A 17976-nucleotide genomic window follows, 5' to 3' on the forward strand; every position below is an offset into this window, starting at 1 on the left:
GCGATCATGGAACCACCTGCGGACCCCCGGGCGCGGCGGCTGTTCGGCGGCAGCGCCCGCGCCCTCGGTGACCTTGCCGTGAGTCCGTTCCGGGCCGACCGGGACCGGATCGTCGGCTCGCCGTTCTTCGCCCGGCTGAACGGGGTCACCCAGGTGGTCAGCCCGGGCGGCTCCGGCCTGCTGGTGCACAACCGGCTCACCCACAGCCTCAAGGTCGCCCAGGTGGCCCGCGCCATCGCCGAGCGGCTCACCGCCGATCCGGCGCACCGCGACCTGCTGGCGAAGCTGGGCGGCTGCGACCCGGACGTGGTGGAGGCCGCCGCGCTCGCCCACGACCTCGGGCACCCGCCGTTCGGGCACCTCGGCGAGCGGGTGCTGGACCGGCTGGCCCGGCACCGGCTGGGTCTCGCCGACGGTTTCGAGGGCAACGCGCAGTCGTACCGGATCGTCACCTCCACCGAGATCCGGGGCGCCGCGACCACCGGGCTGGACCTGACCGCGGCGGTCCGGGCGGCCCTGCTGAAGTACCCGTGGACCCGGCTGGACCACCCGGACCCGCACCCCCGCCTGCTGGACCCGGCGCCGCGCGGCGCCACCCCGCCGCCGGACGAGCCGGACAGCGGGTCGCTCAAGTTCGGGGCGTACCGCACCGAGGTGGACGACCTGCGGCAGGCCCGGGAGCCGTTCGTCGGGCGGATCGCCGACTGGCAGCAGACCGTCGAGGCGTCGGTGATGGACACCGCCGACGACGTCGCGTACGCCATCCACGACGTGGAGGACTTCTACCGCGTCGGGGTGCTCCAGCAGGGCGCGGTGGCCGCCGAGCTGACCGCGTGGCAGCGGGAGAGCGGGCACTTCCGGGCGATCACCGGACCGGCGCTGGCCGGTGCCGCCCGGCGGCCCGGAGCGGCGATCGAGCGGCTGCGCCGGCAACTGCACCGCAAGGACGGCTGGATCGCCGACGACGACGCGTTCGCCGCCGCCGTCGAGCACGTCCGCGAGGAGCTGGTGGAGGGGCTGCTCGCGCTGCCGTTCGACGGCTCGATCGAGGCCGAGCAGTACGTGGCCCGTTTCTCCGCGCGCTGGACCACCCGGTTCGTCGACGCGATCGCCGTGGTCGAGGATCCCGGGGTCCGGTCCGGGCACGTGCTGCTCGCCCCGTTGCAGTGGCACGAGGTGCAGGTGTTGAAGTTCGTGCACCACCGGTTCGTGCTGGCCCGGCCGGACCTGGCCCTGCACCAGCGGGGGCAGGCGCAGTTGCTGGGCACCCTGGTCGAGTCGCTGTGGGAGTGGCTGCTCGACCCGACCGAGGAGTCCCGGCTGCCCCGACGCCTGCACGACCTGGTCGAGCTGGCCGAGGCGGAGCTGCACCCGCGTACGCCCGATCGGGTCGCCAAGGCCCGTGGCCGGGCGATCATCGACTTCGTCGCGCAGCTCACCGACGGTCAGGCGGTGGCGATGCTGGACGCGTTGTCGGGCCGCTCCGGCGCACTGTGGACCGACGCGTTCGTGCTGTAGGGCGTTTGCGTCCAGGCGTCAGGCGACGCCCTGCCACCAGCCGTCCACCGCCGGCGGGTCGTCCACCACCACCCGCTCGCCGGGCCGGGGCACCGCCAGCCGCACGTCCCGGGCCTTCGCCTCGGCCCAGATCCGGTCCACCGGCTCCGACCAGTCGTGCAGGGCCAGGTTGAACGTCGCCCAGTGCACCGGGATCAGCAGCCCACCGCGCAGGTCCAGGTGGGCGGACACCGCCTCCTCGGGGAACATGTGGATGCTCGGCCAGGCCCGGTCGTACGCGCCGATCTGCACCAGCGTCGCGTCGAACGGGCCGTGCTCGGCGCCGATGTCGGCGTACCCGGCGAAGTAGCCGGAGTCACCGGTGTAGAAGACCTTCCGGTGCGTGCCGGCGATCACCCACGAGCTCCAGAGCGTGCCGTCGCGGCGCAGGCCCCGACCGGAGAAGTGCTGCGCCGGGGTGGCGATCAGGGTGAGACCGTCGACCTCGTGCCGCTCCGACCAGTCCAGCTCGATGATCCGGTCGGCCGGTACGCCCCACCGGTCCAGGTGCGCGCCCACGCCCAGCGGCACCACGAACGGCGCGGACTGCCGGGCGGTCAGTTCCCGGACGGTGGGCAGGTCGAGGTGGTCGTAGTGGTCGTGGGAGATCAGGATCGCGGTCAGCGGGGGCAGTTCGTCGAGGCGTACCGGCGGTTCGTGCAGCCGCCTCGGCCCGACCAGCGCCGACGGGGAGCACCGCTGGCTCCACACCGGGTCGACCAGCACGGCGTGCCCCTCGATCTCGACCAGTGCGGAGGCGTGCCCGTACCAGACGATGTTCAGCTCGTGGTGCGGGTCGGCGGCCACCGGTGGGGCCGGCGGGCGGACCAGCGGCACCGGGGCGGTGGGCCGGCGCTTCTGCTTGCCGAAGATCAGCTCGCGGACCAGGTTCCGGTCCGGGGCGCCGGCCATCGAGCGGCTGCTGGCCGGGTTGCGGAAGGTGCCGTCCCGGAACTGCGGGGAGCGCGCGGCCCGCTCGGCCCGCCCCCCGGCGAGCCGGCCGCCGAGGGCCAGCGGCACGTCCCGCGCCACCCAGGCCAGTCCGGCGAGCGCGGCCAGGCCGGCCGCCCCACGCATCCGCCGCCCGAGCGACCGTTCCAGGTCCGCGCTTTCCGGTGCCGTCATCGTCGTCCCTCCGCCCGAGTCCCGACGTACACGGTAGCTCCCGGCGTTAAGAAGGGGCCCCTCCTCTACCGGAGGCGTTAGGAAGGGGCCCTTCCTTACTCAGCCGCCGTTGCTGGGACGGTGCGGGGCGGCGCGGTGGGTCACGCCCACGCCGGTGAGGCGGTCGACGGCCGCCAGGAGACGCGGGCCGAGCCGGGCCCGGGCCGCCACCGCCGGGTGGGTCGCCCCGAAGTCGTCCGCGCCGGCCTGGCCGTCGGCGAAGAGGGCGTACGTCAGCACGGGCGCCCCGGCCGCGTCGAACACCACGCCGGCCTCGTGCCGGGCGTCGGCGTACCAGCCGGCCTTGGTGGCGATCCGCGCCCGCTGCGCCGACGACATCTCTCGCCGGATCCCGTCGGTGTACGCGATGGGGGAGCGCAGCAGCTTCAGCACGTACCCGGTGGACGCCGGGGACAGCAGCGTCCCGCCGACCAGCGCCCGCAGCAGGTCGTGGGTCTCCCGGGGGGTGCTGGTGCCGAGGAAGAACCGGTTCGGGTTGGCCACCGGCTGCACCTGCGTGTTCACGAAGCCCTTGTCCCGCAGGATCTGGTTGATCTCGGCGGCCGGGCAGACCAGGCCGCAGAGCCGGACGGCGGTGTCGTCGCTGACCGTCAGCAGGGCGGCCAGCGCGTGGCCGAGCGTCACCGCGCTGGGGTACGCGCCGTCCAGGCTGAAGATGCCGTCGCCGCCGGGCACCACGATCGCGGCGGTCACCTCGACCTGCTGGTCGAGGGTGAGCAGTCCCCGGTCGACCTTGTCCAGCACCGCCGCGGCGACCGCGATCTTGTTGACGCTGTACGCCTCGATCCGCCGGTCGGCCTCGTCGGCCACCGCGACCACCGGCGCGCCGGCCGGGTCGGCGACGCTGACGTACGCCTGCCAGTTCCCGCCGGCCCGGGTGGTCTCCCGCTGGTAGGCGGCGGCGACCCGGCGGGCGGCCCGGGCCGGGGTGGTCGGGGCCGGCTCGGCGTTCCCGGGTGCGGCGGAGGCGGCGCCGGACGTGCCGAGCACCGTGCCGGCCGTGGCCACGGTGCCCAGTCCCAGTGCGGTCCTGCGGTTCAACCGGATGGTCAATCGTCTCTCCCGTCGTGGTGGGCCGGAGCGCTTCCCGGCCCACCACCCTAGGCGAAATGATCGACGCCGGTGATCCCGCACGTGCTCACCGCAGCCGTCGCCGTACCGCGCCGCCGATCGACGCGGGCAACTCGCCGACGCCGCGGGCCAGTTGCGCGAGGTCGGGCAGCCAACCGCCGCGTACCGACTCGCCTGCCGGGTTCGGGGTGAACACGGTCCCCTCGTGCGGCGCCACCGGCCGGTTGGTCAGCCCGGCGATGCGCATCAGCGGGACGACCAGGACGTCGTAGACACCGGGCAGCAGGGTGAACCCGAACCGCATCACGAGGTTGACCCGCCCCACCGACACCTCCCGCCGGGGCCGGTCCGCGCAGTCCACGATGGCCCGGGCGACCCGCTCCGGCGAGGTGATCGGCAGCGGCGGGCGGCCGATCCGGCCCAGGTAGTTGGCCGCCTGCTGGTAGACCGGCGTGTCCACACTGCCCGGGGTGACGATGCAGACGTTCACCCCGGGCGTCTCCCGGGCCTCCTGCTGCAACGCCCGGGCGAGCCCCTGCAGGCCCCACTTGCTGGCCACGTACCCACTCATGAACGGCGCGGTGATGTGCCCCAGCACCGATCCGGTGAGGATCAGCGTCCCGCCGCCGGTGGCCCGGAAGTGCCGCAACGCCACCCGGGCCGCTCCCGCGGCGGCGAGCAGGTCGGTGCGGACCACCTGCTCGAACACTCTTTCCGGGGTCTCCTCGAAGCGCCCGTACGCCATCACCGCCGCGGTGTGCACCCACACGTCGACGCCGCCGAAGCGGGTGACCGCCGCGTCGGTCAGGGCCTCCAGGGCACCGTCGGCGGTGACGTCCGTCGGGACGGCCAGCACCTCCGCGCCGATCTTCTCGCACTCGCCGCGTACCTCGGCCAGGGTGGTCCGAGAGCGGGCCGCGAGGACCAGACGGTCCCCGCGCCCCGCGAACTCCCGGGCCGCCGCCCGGCCGATCCCGCTGGTCGCGCCGGTGACGACCACGGTACGACTCACGGCGCGAGCACGACCTTGATGCACCCGTCCTGCTTCTTCTGGAACATCTCGTACGCGTCCGGCGCCTGCGCCAACGGCACCCGGTGGGTCCGCAGGTCCTCCACGCCCAGCGGGTCGTCGTCGCCGGAGAGCAGCGGGATGATCTCGTCGGTCCACCGGCGGACGTGGCACTGGCCCATCCGCAGCTGGACGCCCCGGTCGAACATCTCCATCAGCGGCATCGGGTCGACCTCGCCGCCGTACACGCCGGAGATTGAGACCGTGCCACCACGCCGCACCGCCTTCAGCGCGGCCTTGAGCACGACCAGCCGGTCCACACCGACCTTGTCGATCATCGTCTGGGCGAGCTTGTCCGGCAGCAGGCCGGCGGCGGTTTGGGCGAGTTTGCCGCTGGTGGAGCCGTGCGCCTCCATGCCGACGGCGTCGATCACCGCGTCCGGGCCCCGGCCGTCGACCAGGTCGATCAGCGCGCTCGACACGTCGTCGATCTTGCTGACGTCGAGCACCTCGATGCCGTGCCGCCGGGCCATCTCCAGCCGCTCCGGCACCAGGTCGAGGCCGATCACCCGGTCGGCGCCGAGGTGCCGGCCGATCCGGGCGCTGAACTGACCCACCGGCCCCAGCCCGAACACGGCCAGGGTGCCGCCGGGCGGGGTGTCCGCGTACTTCACCGCCTGCCACGCGGTCGGCAGGATGTCCGACAGGTAGAGCCACCGCTCGTCGGGCCCGACGTCGGGCACCTTGATCGGGCCGAACTGGGCGTGCGGCACCCGCAGATACTCCGCCTGCCCACCGGGCACCGAACCGTAGAGCGAGGTGTAGCCGAACAGCGAGGCACCCTTGCCCTCGGCGGTGACCTGCGTCGTCTCGCACTGCGCGTACAGCTGGCGTTCGCACATCCAGCACGAGCCGCAGGAGATGTTGAACGGGACGACCACCCGGTCACCCGGCTTCAGTCGGGTGACCCCCGACCCCACCTCCTCGACGATGCCCATCGGCTCGTGGCCGAGCACGTCGCCCGGCTTCAGGTACGGCCCGAGCACCTCGTACAGGTGCAGGTCCGAACCGCAGATCGCGGTGGAGGTGATCCGGACGATCGCGTCGGTCGGCTCCTCGATCCGGGGGTCGGGCACCTCCTCGACCCGTACGTCCCGCTTGCCCTGCCAGGTCAGTGCCTTCATGCCGGATTCCCCCTCGTCTTCGCCTTCCCGAGGAGTGCTACCCGTACACCGGCACTTGAATCGACCTCCACGCGCTTCTGACGGGCACGCTCCGACAGCCGACGGACATGGTCCACTCGGCTTCACTGAAATCGGTCCGTCGGAGGGGGTCGGACGCCCCGACTTCACCGATCCCGAGTGGATCATGCACGGTGGCCCGGTCCGGTCGGCCCTGAGGCGTCCGTGATGTCGTGGATGACTCAGCTCGACAGCGTGTGGACCCCCATCGGTTGCCCCGGCGCGGTGCGACGATGCCGCCGCACCCGGTGGGATGCGGCGGCATCGTCGTCATGGCGTCGGAGGCCGAGCCGAGGCCCGGGCGGGGGCCAGAGCCGGGACTCAGGAACCCGGGGTGTTGCTCCCGCCCTTGCGGGTGGCGGCGAGGTAGTCGCGGTTGAGCCGGCCGATGGTGTTCAGCGGGATGCCCTTCGGGCAGACGACCGTGCACTCGCCGGCGTTGGTGCAGCCGCCGAAGCCCGCCTCGTCGTGGGCGTCGACCATGCCGATGACCCGGGTGTACCGCTCGGGCTGGCCCTGCGGCAGCAGCGACAGCTGGGTGACCTTGGCGGCGGTGAACAGCATGCCGGAGCCGTTGGGGCAGGCCGCCACGCAGGCGCCGCAGCCGATGCAGGCCGCCGACTCGAAAGCGGCGTCCGCGTTGGCCTTGGCCACCGGGGTGGAGTGGGCCTCCGGGGCGCTGCCGGTGGGCGCGGTGACGTACCCGCCGGCGGCGATGATCCGGTCGAAGGCGTCCCGGTCGACGACCAGGTCCTTGATGACCGGGAAGGCGCGGGCCCGCCAGGGCTCGATGTCGATCGTGTCGCCGTCGGAGAACTGCCGCATGTGCAGCTGGCAGGCGGTGGTGCCGCGCTGCGGCCCGTGCGCGTTGCCGTTGATCATGAGGCCGCACATGCCGCAGATGCCCTCGCGGCAGTCGTGGTCGAACGCCACCGGTTCCTCACCGGCGAGGATCAGCCGCTCGTTGAGCACGTCGAGCATCTCCAGGAACGACATGTCCGGGGAGACGTCGTCGACCTTGTAGGTCACCATCCGACCCTTGTCCTGAGGGCCGGACTGGCGCCAGATGCGCAGGGTCAGGTTCACTTGTAGCTCCGCTGCGTGGGGTGGACGTACTCGAACTTCAGGTCTTCCTTGTGCAGCACCGCGGGCTCGCCGGTGGCGGTGAACTCCCAGGCCGCGACGTAGGCGAACCGGTCGTCGTCGCGCTGCGCCTCGCCGTCGGCGGTCTGGTGCTCGGCCCGGAAGTGGCCGCCGCAGGACTCCTCGCGGTGCAGGGCGTCGATGCACATCAGCTCGGCCAGCTCGAAGAAGTCGGCCACCCGGCCGGCCTTCTCCAGCGACTGGTTGAGGCCCTCGCCGTCGCCCGGCACCCGGACCCGCTGCCAGAACTGCTCGCGCAGCGCCCGGATCTCGTCGATCGCCTTGCGCAGCCCGGCCTCGGAGCGCTCCATGCCGCAGTGCTCCCACATGATCTGGCCCAGCTCGCGGTGGAACGAGTCGACGGTCCGGTCGCCGTCGACCGCCAGCAGCCGCTGGATCCGGTCCTCGACGTCGCGTCGCGCCTCCACCACCGCCGGGTGGCTGGCCTGCACCGGCTCGAACGGCCCGGCGGCCAGGTAGTTGGCGATCGTGGTGGGCAGCACGAAGTACCCGTCGGCGAGGCCCTGCATCAGCGCCGAGGCGCCGAGCCGGTTCGCGCCGTGGTCGGAGAAGTTGGCCTCACCGATCACGAACAGGCCGGGGATGGTCGACTGGAGGTCGTAGTCGACCCACAGGCCGCCCATCGTGTAGTGCACGGCGGGGTAGATCCGCATCGGGACCTCGTACGGGTCCTCGCCGGTGATCCGCTCGTACATCTCGAAGAGGTTGCCGTACTTGGCCTCGATGGCCTGGCGGCCGAGGCGGTCGATGGCGTCGGCGAAGTCCAGGTAGACGCCGAGCTTGCTCGGGCCCACGCCGCGGCCCTCGTCGCACACGTTCTTGGCGGCCCGGGAGGCGATGTCGCGGGGCACCAGGTTGCCGAACGACGGGTAGATCCGCTCCAGGTAGTAGTCCCGCTCGTCCTCCGGGATGTCCCGGGGCGCGCGGTCGTCGCCCTTGGCCTTGGGCACCCACACCCGGCCGTCGTTGCGCAGCGACTCGCTCATCAGGGTCAGCTTCGACTGGTGGTCGCCGGAGACCGGGATGCAGGTCGGGTGGATCTGCGTGTAGCAGGGGTTGGCGAAGTACGCGCCCTTGCGGTGCGCCCGCCAGGTGGCGGTGACGTTGCAGCCCTTGGCGTTGGTGGAGAGGTAGAAGACGTTGCCGTAGCCGCCGGAGGCCAGCACGACGGCGTCCGCGAACTCGGTGGTGATCTCGCCGGTGACCATGTCCCGCACGACGATGCCGCGGGCCTTGCCGTCGACCACGATCAGCTCCAGCATCTCGTGCCGGGCGTTCATCTCGACGTTGCCCAGGCCGATCTGCCGCTCCAGCGCCTGGTACGCGCCGAGCAGCAGCTGCTGGCCCGTCTGGCCCCGGGCGTAGAAGGTGCGCTGCACCTGTGCGCCGCCGAAGGAGCGGGTGTCCAGCAGGCCGCCGTACTCGCGGGCGAACGGCACGCCCTGGGCGACGCACTGGTCGATGATGTTGACCGACACCTCGGCCAGCCGGTGCACGTTCGACTCGCGGGAGCGGAAGTCACCGCCCTTGACGGTGTCGTAGAACAGCCGGTGCACCGAGTCGCCGTCGTTGCGGTAGTTCTTGGCGGCGTTGATGCCGCCCTGCGCGGCGATGGAGTGCGCCCGGCGGGGGCTGTCCTGGTAGCAGTAGGACTTGACCCGGTAGCCCTGCTCGGCGAGCGTCGCGGCGGCCGAGCCGCCGGCCAGACCGGTGCCGACCACGATCACCGTCATCTTGCGGCGGTTGGCCGGGTTGACCAGCTTGGCCTCGAAGCGCCGGGTCTCCCAGCGCTTCTCGACCGGGCCCTCGGGTGCCTTCGTGTCGGCGACCGGGTCGCCCTCGGTGAAGAGATCCATGGTCAGGACACCAATCCGGTGAGTACGGCGAACGGGACCACCAGGTAGCCGGCGCAGAGCGCGACGGCGAAGACCAGCGCCACGGCCCGGGCCCGGCGCTCGCCGCGCGGGGTCTGCTGGCCGAGGCTGCGCAGCGCGCTGAACACGCCGTGCCGCAGGTGGAAGCCGATGGTGACGATCGCCAGGGTGTAGAAGAGCGTGACGTACCAGCGCTCGGGCGCGAAGTCGGCGACGACGTTGGCGTACGGGCGGGTGGGGTCGCCGACCGGGTTCAGCGTGCCGGTGGTCAGGTCCAGGATGTGGTAGATCACGAAGAGCAGGATGATCACCCCACCCCAGCGCATCGTGCGGGCCGCGTAGCTGCCCTGCACCTTGCTGCGGTGGGCGTACCGGACCGGGCGGGCGGCGCGGGCGCGGACGGCGAGCGTGGTGGCGGCCCAGATGTGCGCGACCACGGCCACCACGAGCCCGATCCGCAGGATCCACAGGGCCCACACACCGGGCAGCAGCGGCGCACCCAGCTCGCGCAACCACTCCGCGTAGTGGTTGAAGGAGACCGCGCCGGTGAAGATCTTCAGGTTGCCGAGCATGTGCGCGATGAGGAACAACACCAGGACGATGCCCGTCACCGCCATGACGGCCTTCAGGCCGACGTTCGAGCGGATGGGCGACCGAGTTCTCGTGACTACCACCCGACCGACGCTAGGAGTGATTTGATCAGTCGTCCAATGCATCGACCTCGCAGTCTTGATAGCCATAAGCTATGTAGATGCAGCTCCATCAGCTCCGGTACTTCGTGGCGGTCGCAGAAGTACGACATTTCACCCAGGCCGCCGACATCGTCGGCATAACCCAGCCCTCGTTGAGTAAGCAAATTCACGCCCTGGAGACCGACCTCGGTGCGCCGCTGTTCGAGCGGGTAAGGGGCAACATCTCTCTCACCGCCGCCGGCGAGGTGCTGCTCCCGCTGGCCACGCGGATCCTCGCCGACGTGGACACCGCGACCCGCGAGGTGCAGGAGCTGGTCGGGCTACGGCGCGGCCGGGTACGCCTGGGCGCCACCCCCAGCCTGGCCACCTCGCTGGCGCCGCCGGTGCTGCGCCGCTTCCGCGACGCCCACCCGACGGTCGACCTGAAGGTCACCGAGGGCGGCTCCCAGGACCTGGTCCGCGACCTGCTCCGCGGTGACCTCGACCTGGCCCTGATCATCATGCCGGGGCAGGGCGCCGACCCCGGGCTGCGCGCCGACCCGATCCTGCGGGAGAGCCTGGTCGTCGCCTCGGTGCGGGACCTGCCGGCCGCCACCGGCACCGGGCAGCTGCGCATCACCGACCTGCGCGACGAGCCGATGGTGATGTTCCGCGAGGGCTACGACCTGCGCGACGCCACCCTCCAGGCCTGCCGCGCCGCCGGCTTCGAGCCGACCGTGGCGGTCGACGGCGGCGAGATGGACGCGGTGCTCAGCTTCGTCGAGGCCGGGCTGGGCGTCGCGGTGGTGCCCGGCATCGTGGTCGCCCGCCGCCCGGGCGTCCGGGTCACCCCGCTGGCCCCACCCGGCGTACGGCGGACCATCGCGGTGGCCCGCCGCCGCGACGTGGTGCCCACCAACGCCGGGCGCGAGCTGCGCCGGATCCTGCTGGACTACGTCCGCGACGCTACCGCGACCGCCGAGCTGCCGCCCGGCGTCGAACCGCTGAACTGAGCCGGCTCAGCGACCCTCGGCGTCGTCCATCGCCCGGTAGATGCGCTGCTCGGAGACCGGGTACGGGGTGCCGAGCGCCTGGGCGAACACGTTCACCCGCAGTTCCTCGATCATCCAGCGGATCTGCCGGACCGCCGCCGACTGCCGCTTCGACGGCGGCAACGCGGCGAGCAGGTCGGCGTACTCCTTCTGCACCACCGCGATCCGGTCCTGTTGCTGCTTGTCCCGGGCCGGGTTGCCGCCGAGGCGGTCCAGCCGCCGCTCGATCGCGGTGAGGTAGCGCAGCAGGTCGGGCAGGCGGGCGTACCCCGCCTCGGTGACGAACCCCTTGTGCACCAGCCCGTTCAGTTGGGCCCGGATGTCCGCGAGAGCGGCCACCACGGCCAGGTTCCGGGTCGCGCCGAGGCGCTGCTCGACGGCGTACCCGGCGGCGAGCACCTTCCGCACCCGGTCCATCACCTCGACGACGGTGTCCACCAGCTCGGCGCGGACCTTGTCGCGCAGCACGGCGAAGCCGTCGGCGTCCCAGGCCGGACCGCCCGCGTCGGCGATCAGCCGGTCGATGGCGGCCCCGGCGGCATCCGAGATCAGCTCCTGCACGCCGCCGTGCGGGTTGCGGCTCAGCGCCAGCTTCGCCTCGTTGCTCAGCCGTCCCTGGAGGAACTTCGCCGGGGACGGCACGGTCAGCCGCAGCAGGCGTCGGGTCCCGGCCCAGTGCGCGGCCTCCTGCTCGGCGGCGGAGTCGAACACCTTCACCCCGACGGTGGTGCCCTCGTCCACCAGCGCCGGGTACGCGGTGACGGCGTACCCGGCCCGCACCTGCTCGATGGTGCGAGGAAGATCGTCGATGCTCCACTCGGTCAGCCCGGTGCGCGCGACGTCCGGCGCGGCGGCGGCGACGACCTGGCGTACCTCCGCCTTGAGCTGACGTTGCAGGGCCGGCAGGTCCTTGCCCTCGGCGACCGGTTTGTCGTTCTCGTCGAGGACCCGGAAGCTGACCCGCAGGTGCGCGGGGAGCTTCGGCACGTCCCAGGCGTCCCGGGGCACGGTGACCCCGGTCATCCGGCGCAGCTGCCGGGTCAGCGCGTCCAGCAGCGGCTCCTCGCCGGCCGGCATCGCGGCGAGCGCGGCGCGGGCGTAGTCGGGCACCGGGACGAAGTTGCGCCGGATCGCCTTGGGCAGCGACCGGATCAGCGCGATGACCAGCTCCTCGCGCAGGCCGGGCACCTGCCAGTCGAAGCTCTCCGCGGGCACCTGGTTGAGCAGCGGCAGCGGGATGTCCACGGTGACGCCGTCGGTGGCGGTGCCCGGCTCGAAGCGGTACGTCAGCGGCAGGCTCACCCCCTCGGTGCTCCACCGGTCCGGGTAGTCGGCCTCGTCCACCCCGCCGCGACCGGCGTTGACCAGCAGGTCGCGGGTGAAGGTGAGCAGGTCGGGCCGTTCCCGGCGGGCCTTCTTCCACCAGGCGTCGAAGTGCCGCCCGGAGACCACGTCGGCGGGGATCCGCTCGTCGTAGAACTGGAAGATGGTCTCGTCGTCGACCAGGATGTCCCGCCGCCGGGCGCGGCTCTCCAGTTCCTCGATCTCGCCGAGCAGCCGCCTGTTGTCCTGCCAGAACCCGTGGTGGGTCTGCCAGTCGCCCTCCACCAGGGCGTGCCGGATGAACAGCTCCCGGCTCAGCGCCGGGTCGATCCGTCCGAAGTTGACCTTCCGGGCGGTGACCAGCGGGACGCCGTACAGGGTGACCTTCTCGTAGGCCAGCACCGCCGCCTGCTTCTTCTCCCAGTGCGGCTCGCTGTAGCTGCGCTTCACCAGGTGCTGGGCCAGCGGCTCGACCCACTCCGGCTCGACCCGCCCGTTGACCCGCCCCCACAGCCGGGAGGTCTCCACCAGCTCGGAGGCCATCACCCAGCGCGGCGGCTTCCGGAACAGCGCCGACCCGGGGAACAGCGCGAACTTCGCCCCCCGCGCGCCCAGGTACTCGTGCTTCTGGGCGTCCTTCAGCCCGACGTGGGACAGCAGGCCGGGCAGCAGCGACTGGTGCACCTTCGGGGTGTCGATCTCCTCCGGCAGGTCCGCGCCCCGGTCGCGCCGCCCTCCGTCGGGCGCGGCCTCCGTCGCGCCGCCCCGGCCGCGCCGCCCGTCGCCCCCCTCGGGCGTACGCAGGACCTGGCGCAACTGGCTGACGATGTCCTGCCACTCGCGGACCCGCAGGTAGTTCAGGTACTCCGCCTTGCACATCCGGCGGAACGCGCTGGAGGACAGCGCCCGCTGCTGCTCGCGCAGGTAGCGCCACAGGTTGAGGTACGCCACGAAGTCACTCTCGGCGTCGGCGAACCGGGCGTGCGCCTGGTCGGCCTGGGCCTGCCGGTCGGCGGGCCGCTCGCGCGGGTCCTGGATGGACAGCGCGGCGGCGATCACGATCACCTCGGTGGCACAGCCGTTGCGCTCGCCCTCCAGGACCATCCGGGCCAGTCGCGGGTCCACCGGGAGCTGGGCCAGCCGCCGACCCGACGCGGTGAGCCGCTTCGCCGGGTCGGCCTCGGCCGGGTCCAGCGCGCCCAGCTCGTGCAGCAGGTTGACGCCGTCGGCGATGTTGCGCCGGTCCGGTGGGTCGATGAACGGGAAGGCGGCGATGTCGCCGAGCCCGATCGCGGTCATCTGGAGGATGACCGAGGCGAGGTTGGTACGCAGGATCTCCGGGTCGGTGAACTCCGGCCGGGAGGCGAAGTCCTGCTCGTCGTAGAGCCGGACGCAGATGCCGTCGGAGGTCCGCCCGCAGCGGCCCTTGCGCTGGTTGGCCGACGCCTGCGACACCGCTTCGATGGGCAGCCGCTGCACCTTCAACCGGTGCGAGTAGCGGGAGATCCGGGCGGTGCCCGGGTCCACCACGTACTTGATGCCGGGCACGGTCAGCGAGGTCTCCGCCACGTTGGTGGCCAGCACCACCCGCCGGCCGGCGTGCGGGGCGAAGACCCGGTGCTGTTCGGCGGCGGACAACCGGGCGTACAGCGGCAGGATCTCGGTGCCCAGCAGCGACCGTTTGGACTGCACCAGCTTGGCCAGGGCGTCGGCGGTGTCCCGGATCTCCCGTTCGCCGGAGAGGAAGACCAGGATGTCGCCCGGCCCCTCGGCGGCCAGTTCCTGCACCGCGTCGCCGATGGCCTGGATCTGGTCGCGGACGTTCTCCTCGTCGTCGGAGTCGTCGTCCTCGGTGACCTCCACCAGCGGCCGGTAGCGGACCTCGACCGGGTACGTCCGCCCGGACACCTCGACCACCGGCGCCGGCACGCCGTCGGGGTGCTCCTGCGTCGGCGGCCCGGCGAAGTGCTTCGCGAACCGGTCGGTCTCGATGGTCGCCGAGGTGATGATCACCTTCAGGTCCGGTCGGCGGGGGAGCAGCTGCCGCAGGTAGCCCAGGATGAAGTCGATGTTCAGGCTGCGCTCGTGCGCCTCGTCGATGATCAGCGTGTCGTACTGGCGGAGCATCCGGTCGGTCTGCAACTCGGCGAGCAGGATGCCGTCGGTCATCAACTTGACCAGGCTGCGATCGCTGACCTGGTCGGCGAAGCGGACCTTGTAGCCGACCACGTCACCCAGCTCGGTGCCCAGCTCCTCGGCGATCCGGTCGGCGACCGTCCGGGCGGCCAGCCGCCGGGGCTGGGTGTGCCCGATCAGGCCGGTCACGCCGCGCCCCAGCTCCAGGCAGATCTTCGGCAGCTGGGTGGTCTTGCCCGAGCCGGTCTCGCCGGCCACGATCACCACCTGGTGGTCGCGGATCGCGGCGGCCAGGTCGTCCTTGCGCTCGCTGACCGGCAGGCCCGCCGGGTAGGTGATCACCGGCACCGCGGCCCGCCGCGCGGCCAGTCGCGCCTCGGCCCGCGCCACGTCGGCGGCGATCTCGGCCAACGCCGACGCGCGCCGGTCGGACTCGCGCAGCTTCCGTACGCCGTCCAGCCGCCGGGACAGCCGGCGCTGGTCACGGAACATCAGCGGGGCGATGCGGCGGTGCAGGTCGCGGACGGAGTCGGGCGCGGCGGAGGTGGCTGGATTCTGCATGTCGTCGCCAAGGATAGGCAGCCCGCCGCCGTACCGCCCCCGGGTTACCGCCGGCCGCCGCCGTCCTACAGTTGACCGACGTCTCCGGGCCCGGCCCGGACGACCACCGGGGCGTACGGGGGACCAACGATGACGATGCGGGACACCGACCGGGCGCTGGTGCAGGCCGCCACGGCGGTCGCCAAGCTGCGCTGTCGCGACGCGCGCCACACGGTCGCCGCCGCCGCGCGGACCGCCGACGGCCGGGTCTTCACCGGGGTGAACGTGCGGCACGCCACCGGCGAGACGTGCGCCGAGGTGGTGACGGTGGGCACCGCCGCCACCCAGGGCGTCACCGACCTGGAGACGATCGTGGTGGTGGGGGACCGGGGGCGGGAGATCCTGGCACCCTGCGGGCGCTGCCGGCAGGTCCTGGGCGACCACCTCCCGGCCATCCGGGTGATCGTCGGGCCGACGGACGCGCCACGGGTGGTGCCGATCCAGGACTGAGGTCGCCGCCGCCGTTCAGTCGCCGGCGGCGGCCTCCAGCATCGACCGGGGCACCGGCACGCTCTCGAAGCGCAGGATGCCCTCGGGCACCATCCAGCTCATCACCTGCACGGCCAGCCGCCCGGCGCGGACGGCCGGGTCGTTGGCGTACAGCTCGCGGGCCGCCACCGGGTCCACCGACAGCACCACGAAGCCGCGCAGCCGTTCGTCGTCGGTCTGGACGAACGGGCCCGCGGCGAGTACCAGCCCCTGGTCCACCAACCCCGCCTGGTGGGCGAGGTGGGCGTCCTGCAACCGGTCCGCCGCCTCGAGCGGCAGCTCCGGCGCGTCCGGCGGGCGCGCCAGGAGCACGACCGTGTGCTGGTCGAATCGCATCCTCCCAGCGTAGGGCCGTAGCAGGCCACCGGTGCGCCTTCAGGCAGGACGGGTCGGATCGACAACGGCGAGTTAGGTTCACCTAAGTGCGGGGGTTAAGGTAAGGCGAACCTAAGCACCGCTACGCAGGAGAATCGTGACCACCCTCGCCACCCCGACCGCCCCGGTCGCCGGCACCCGGCCGGCCCGGCGGACCGGCCGCCGCGTGACGGTCACCGTCGCCGCCGCGCTGGTGCTGGTGCTCGCGGTCCTGGCCAGCTTCGCGCTGGGCAGCCGGCCGCTCGGCGTCGGACAGGTGTGGGACGCGCTGGTCGCCCCCGACGGCGGCGAGGCCACCACCATCGTCCGGGAACTGCGGACGCCGCGGACCGCCCTCGGCCTGATCGTCGGCCTCGCGCTGGCCGTCGCCGGGGTTCTCCTCCAGGCGCTCACCCGCAACCCGCTGGCCGAGCCGCGGATCCTGGGCATCAGCGCCGGCGCCTCGTTCGGCGTGGTGCTGGCCATCGCCGTGTTCGGGGTGAGCACCCTCGCCGGGTACGTCTGGTTCGGCATCGCCGGCGCGCTCGGCGCCGGCGTACTCGTCTTCGCCGTCGCCGCACGGGCCCGCGACGGCGCGAGCCCGGTCACCCTCGCGCTGGTCGGCGCGGCCCTCGACGCCAGCCTCGCCTCCGCCGTGTACGCGCTGCTCAGCATCGACGCCCGCACCTTCGAGGAGTACCGGTTCTGGGTGGTCGGCGGGCTGACCGGCCGGGACCTGTCGGTCGCCACCCAGGTGCTCCCGTTCGTCCTCGCCGGCCTGGCGCTGGCCACTCTGGTCGCCCGGGGACTCGACGCGCTCGCCCTCGGCGACGACGTGGCCCGGGGACTCGGCCACCGCATCGGGCTGGTCCGCCTCGGCGGGGGCGCCGCCGCCGTCCTGCTCACCGGCGCCGCCGTCGCCGCCGCCGGCCCGATCGCCTTCGTCGGCCTCGCCGTGCCGCACCTCGCCCGCGCCCTCGTCGGCGCCGACCACCGCTGGACCCTCGCGGTCTCCGCCCTGCTCGGCCCGGCCCTGCTGCTCGGCGCCGACGTGGTCGGCCGCCTGGTCGACCCGCCGGGGGAGGTGCCGGCCGGCATCGTCACCGCCCTGATCGGCGCCCCGCTGCTGGCGATCCTGGTCCGCCGGGCCAAGGTGGTGACCGCATGACCGCGCTCACCCGGCCGACGCGGACCGCCGGACTTCCCGGGCGCACGTTGCTGCGGCTCGGCCCGGTCAGCCTCCAGGTTCGCCGCCGGGCCGTGCTGGTCGGCGTGGTGACGACCGGGCTGCTGCTGGTCGCCGGGGTGCTCAGCCTCTCCCTGGGCACCCCGTACGTCGCCACCCCCGACGTGCTGCGCGCGCTCTCCGGCGCCGGCACCCCGTACGACCTGGTGGTCCTGGACCTTCGGCTGCCCCGCCTGGTGCTGGCGGCGGCGGCCGGCGCGGCGTTCGGGGTGGCCGGCACGCTGATCCAGAGCGTGGCCCGCAACCCCCTGGCCAGCCCCGACATCATCGGCATCACCCAGGGCGCCGGACTGGCCGCCACGATCGCCCTGACCAGCGGCGCCGCCGCCGTCCTCGTCGCGCCCAGCGCGCTGCTCGGCGGGCTGGCCGCCGCGGTGCTGCTGCTCGCCCTCGGTGCCCGGCACGGGCTGGCCGCGCAGCGTTTCGTGCTGGCCGGTGTCGCCGTCGCGTTCGCGCTGCGGGCGGTGACCGAGGTGGTCCTGCTCACCGCCGACCCGATCGACGGGCTGCGGGCCCAGATCTGGCTGATCGGCACGCTGGCCGGCAAGGGCTGGACCGAGACGGTGTGGATCGCCGCGACGCTCGCCGTGCTGCTGCCGGTGCTCGCCTGGGCCGGCTGGGCACTCAACAGCAGCGCCCTGGACGACGACACCGCCCGGGGGATCGGGCTGCGCCCGGTGGCCCGCCGGATCGGGCTCGCCGGCACCGGGGTGGTGGTCGCCGCGATGGTCACCGCGCAGGTCGGCGCGGTCGACTTCGTCGCCCTGGTCGCCCCGCAACTGGCCCGCCGGCTGGTCCGCGCCGAACGCCCGCCGATGGTCTGCGCGGCGCTGGTCGGCGCGCTGCTGCTGGTCCTCGCCGACCTCGCCGGACGCCGGCTGTTCGCCCCCACCCAGCTCCCCGCAGGGGTGCTCACCGCCGCCATCGGCGGCCCGTACCTGATGTTCCTGCTGCTGCGCGGCCGCCGGAGGCCTTCGTGACCAGACTCTTTCCTCGACCCCCGC

Annotated in this window: 14 protein-coding genes; 5 read left to right on the top strand and 9 right to left on the bottom strand. The window is 73.1% G+C overall.

Going from position 1 to position 17976, the window contains the following annotated elements:
* Window positions 1-6: 6 nt before the first annotated feature.
* A complete protein-coding gene (locus D7223_RS18005) occupies window positions 7-1518 on the top strand; it encodes a deoxyguanosinetriphosphate triphosphohydrolase family protein (RefSeq protein ID WP_120729606.1) in 1512 nt (503 codons plus the stop codon).
* Between the two features lie 18 nt (window positions 1519-1536).
* On the opposite strand, the gene D7223_RS18010 is transcribed toward D7223_RS18005, so the two are convergent.
* The 7 genes from D7223_RS18010 to D7223_RS18040 all read right to left on the bottom strand — a co-directional run bounded on the left by D7223_RS18010 (window position 1537) and on the right by D7223_RS18040 (window position 9775).
* The gene (locus D7223_RS18010) at window positions 1537-2682 is read right to left on the bottom strand and encodes an MBL fold metallo-hydrolase (RefSeq protein ID WP_120729550.1); all 1146 of its coding nucleotides are present in this window, start codon (window positions 2680-2682) and stop codon (window positions 1537-1539) included.
* A 99-nt stretch (window positions 2683-2781) separates the two neighbouring features.
* Entirely contained in the window at window positions 2782-3795 is a 1014-nt protein-coding gene (locus D7223_RS18015) for a serine hydrolase (RefSeq protein WP_120729551.1), read from the bottom strand.
* An 85-nt stretch (window positions 3796-3880) separates the two neighbouring features.
* Window positions 3881-4825, bottom strand: a complete 945-nt coding sequence (locus tag D7223_RS18020) for an SDR family NAD(P)-dependent oxidoreductase (RefSeq protein ID WP_120729552.1) — start codon at window positions 4823-4825, stop codon at window positions 3881-3883.
* Window positions 4822-6006 (bottom strand): zinc-dependent alcohol dehydrogenase, encoded by a 1185-nt coding sequence (locus D7223_RS18025; RefSeq protein ID WP_120729553.1) that lies wholly within the window; start codon window positions 6004-6006, stop codon window positions 4822-4824. Before D7223_RS18025 ends, D7223_RS18020 begins: the two co-directional genes overlap by 4 nt.
* 378 nt (window positions 6007-6384) lie before the next feature.
* Entirely contained in the window at window positions 6385-7149 is a 765-nt protein-coding gene (locus D7223_RS18030) for a succinate dehydrogenase/fumarate reductase iron-sulfur subunit (protein ID WP_120729554.1), read from the bottom strand.
* Entirely contained in the window at window positions 7146-9083 is a 1938-nt protein-coding gene (locus D7223_RS18035; RefSeq protein ID WP_120729555.1) for a fumarate reductase/succinate dehydrogenase flavoprotein subunit, read from the bottom strand. The genes D7223_RS18030 and D7223_RS18035 overlap by 4 nt, the downstream gene beginning before the upstream one ends.
* 2 nt (window positions 9084-9085) lie before the next feature.
* Window positions 9086-9775, bottom strand: a complete 690-nt coding sequence (locus tag D7223_RS18040) for a succinate dehydrogenase cytochrome b subunit (protein ID WP_420330321.1) — start codon at window positions 9773-9775, stop codon at window positions 9086-9088.
* Between the two features lie 77 nt (window positions 9776-9852).
* Between D7223_RS18040 and D7223_RS18045 the strand changes: the two genes are divergently transcribed.
* Window positions 9853-10785, top strand: coding sequence for a LysR family transcriptional regulator (locus D7223_RS18045; protein WP_120729557.1), 933 nt, complete (start codon window positions 9853-9855; stop codon window positions 10783-10785).
* Between the two features lie 6 nt (window positions 10786-10791).
* Here D7223_RS18045 and hrpA read toward each other — a convergent pair whose 3' ends face one another.
* Window positions 10792-14844: an ATP-dependent RNA helicase HrpA gene (gene hrpA / locus D7223_RS18050; RefSeq protein ID WP_120729558.1), complete on the bottom strand. Its 4053-nt coding sequence runs from the start codon at window positions 14842-14844 to the stop codon at window positions 10792-10794.
* A 129-nt stretch (window positions 14845-14973) separates the two neighbouring features.
* Here hrpA and D7223_RS18055 point away from each other — a divergent pair, with 129 nt between their 5' ends.
* The gene (locus D7223_RS18055; protein WP_120729559.1) at window positions 14974-15333 is read left to right on the top strand and encodes a cytidine deaminase family protein; all 360 of its coding nucleotides are present in this window, start codon (window positions 14974-14976) and stop codon (window positions 15331-15333) included.
* 15 nt (window positions 15334-15348) lie between these two features.
* On the opposite strand, the gene D7223_RS18060 is transcribed toward D7223_RS18055, so the two are convergent.
* Complete coding sequence (locus D7223_RS18060) at window positions 15349-15708, bottom strand: YciI family protein (RefSeq protein ID WP_120729560.1); 360 nt, start codon at window positions 15706-15708, stop codon at window positions 15349-15351.
* A 136-nt stretch (window positions 15709-15844) separates the two neighbouring features.
* Here D7223_RS18060 and D7223_RS18065 point away from each other — a divergent pair, with 136 nt between their 5' ends.
* Complete coding sequence (locus D7223_RS18065) at window positions 15845-16894, top strand: FecCD family ABC transporter permease (RefSeq protein WP_120729561.1); 1050 nt, start codon at window positions 15845-15847, stop codon at window positions 16892-16894.
* Entirely contained in the window at window positions 16891-17952 is a 1062-nt protein-coding gene (locus D7223_RS18070) for a FecCD family ABC transporter permease (RefSeq protein WP_238162100.1), read from the top strand. Before D7223_RS18065 ends, D7223_RS18070 begins: the two co-directional genes overlap by 4 nt.
* Window positions 17953-17976: the final 24 nt, after the last annotated feature.

The sequence above is a fragment of the Micromonospora endolithica genome, assembly GCF_003626595.1.
Taxonomy (GTDB): Bacteria; Actinomycetota; Actinomycetes; order Mycobacteriales; family Micromonosporaceae; genus Micromonospora; species Micromonospora endolithica.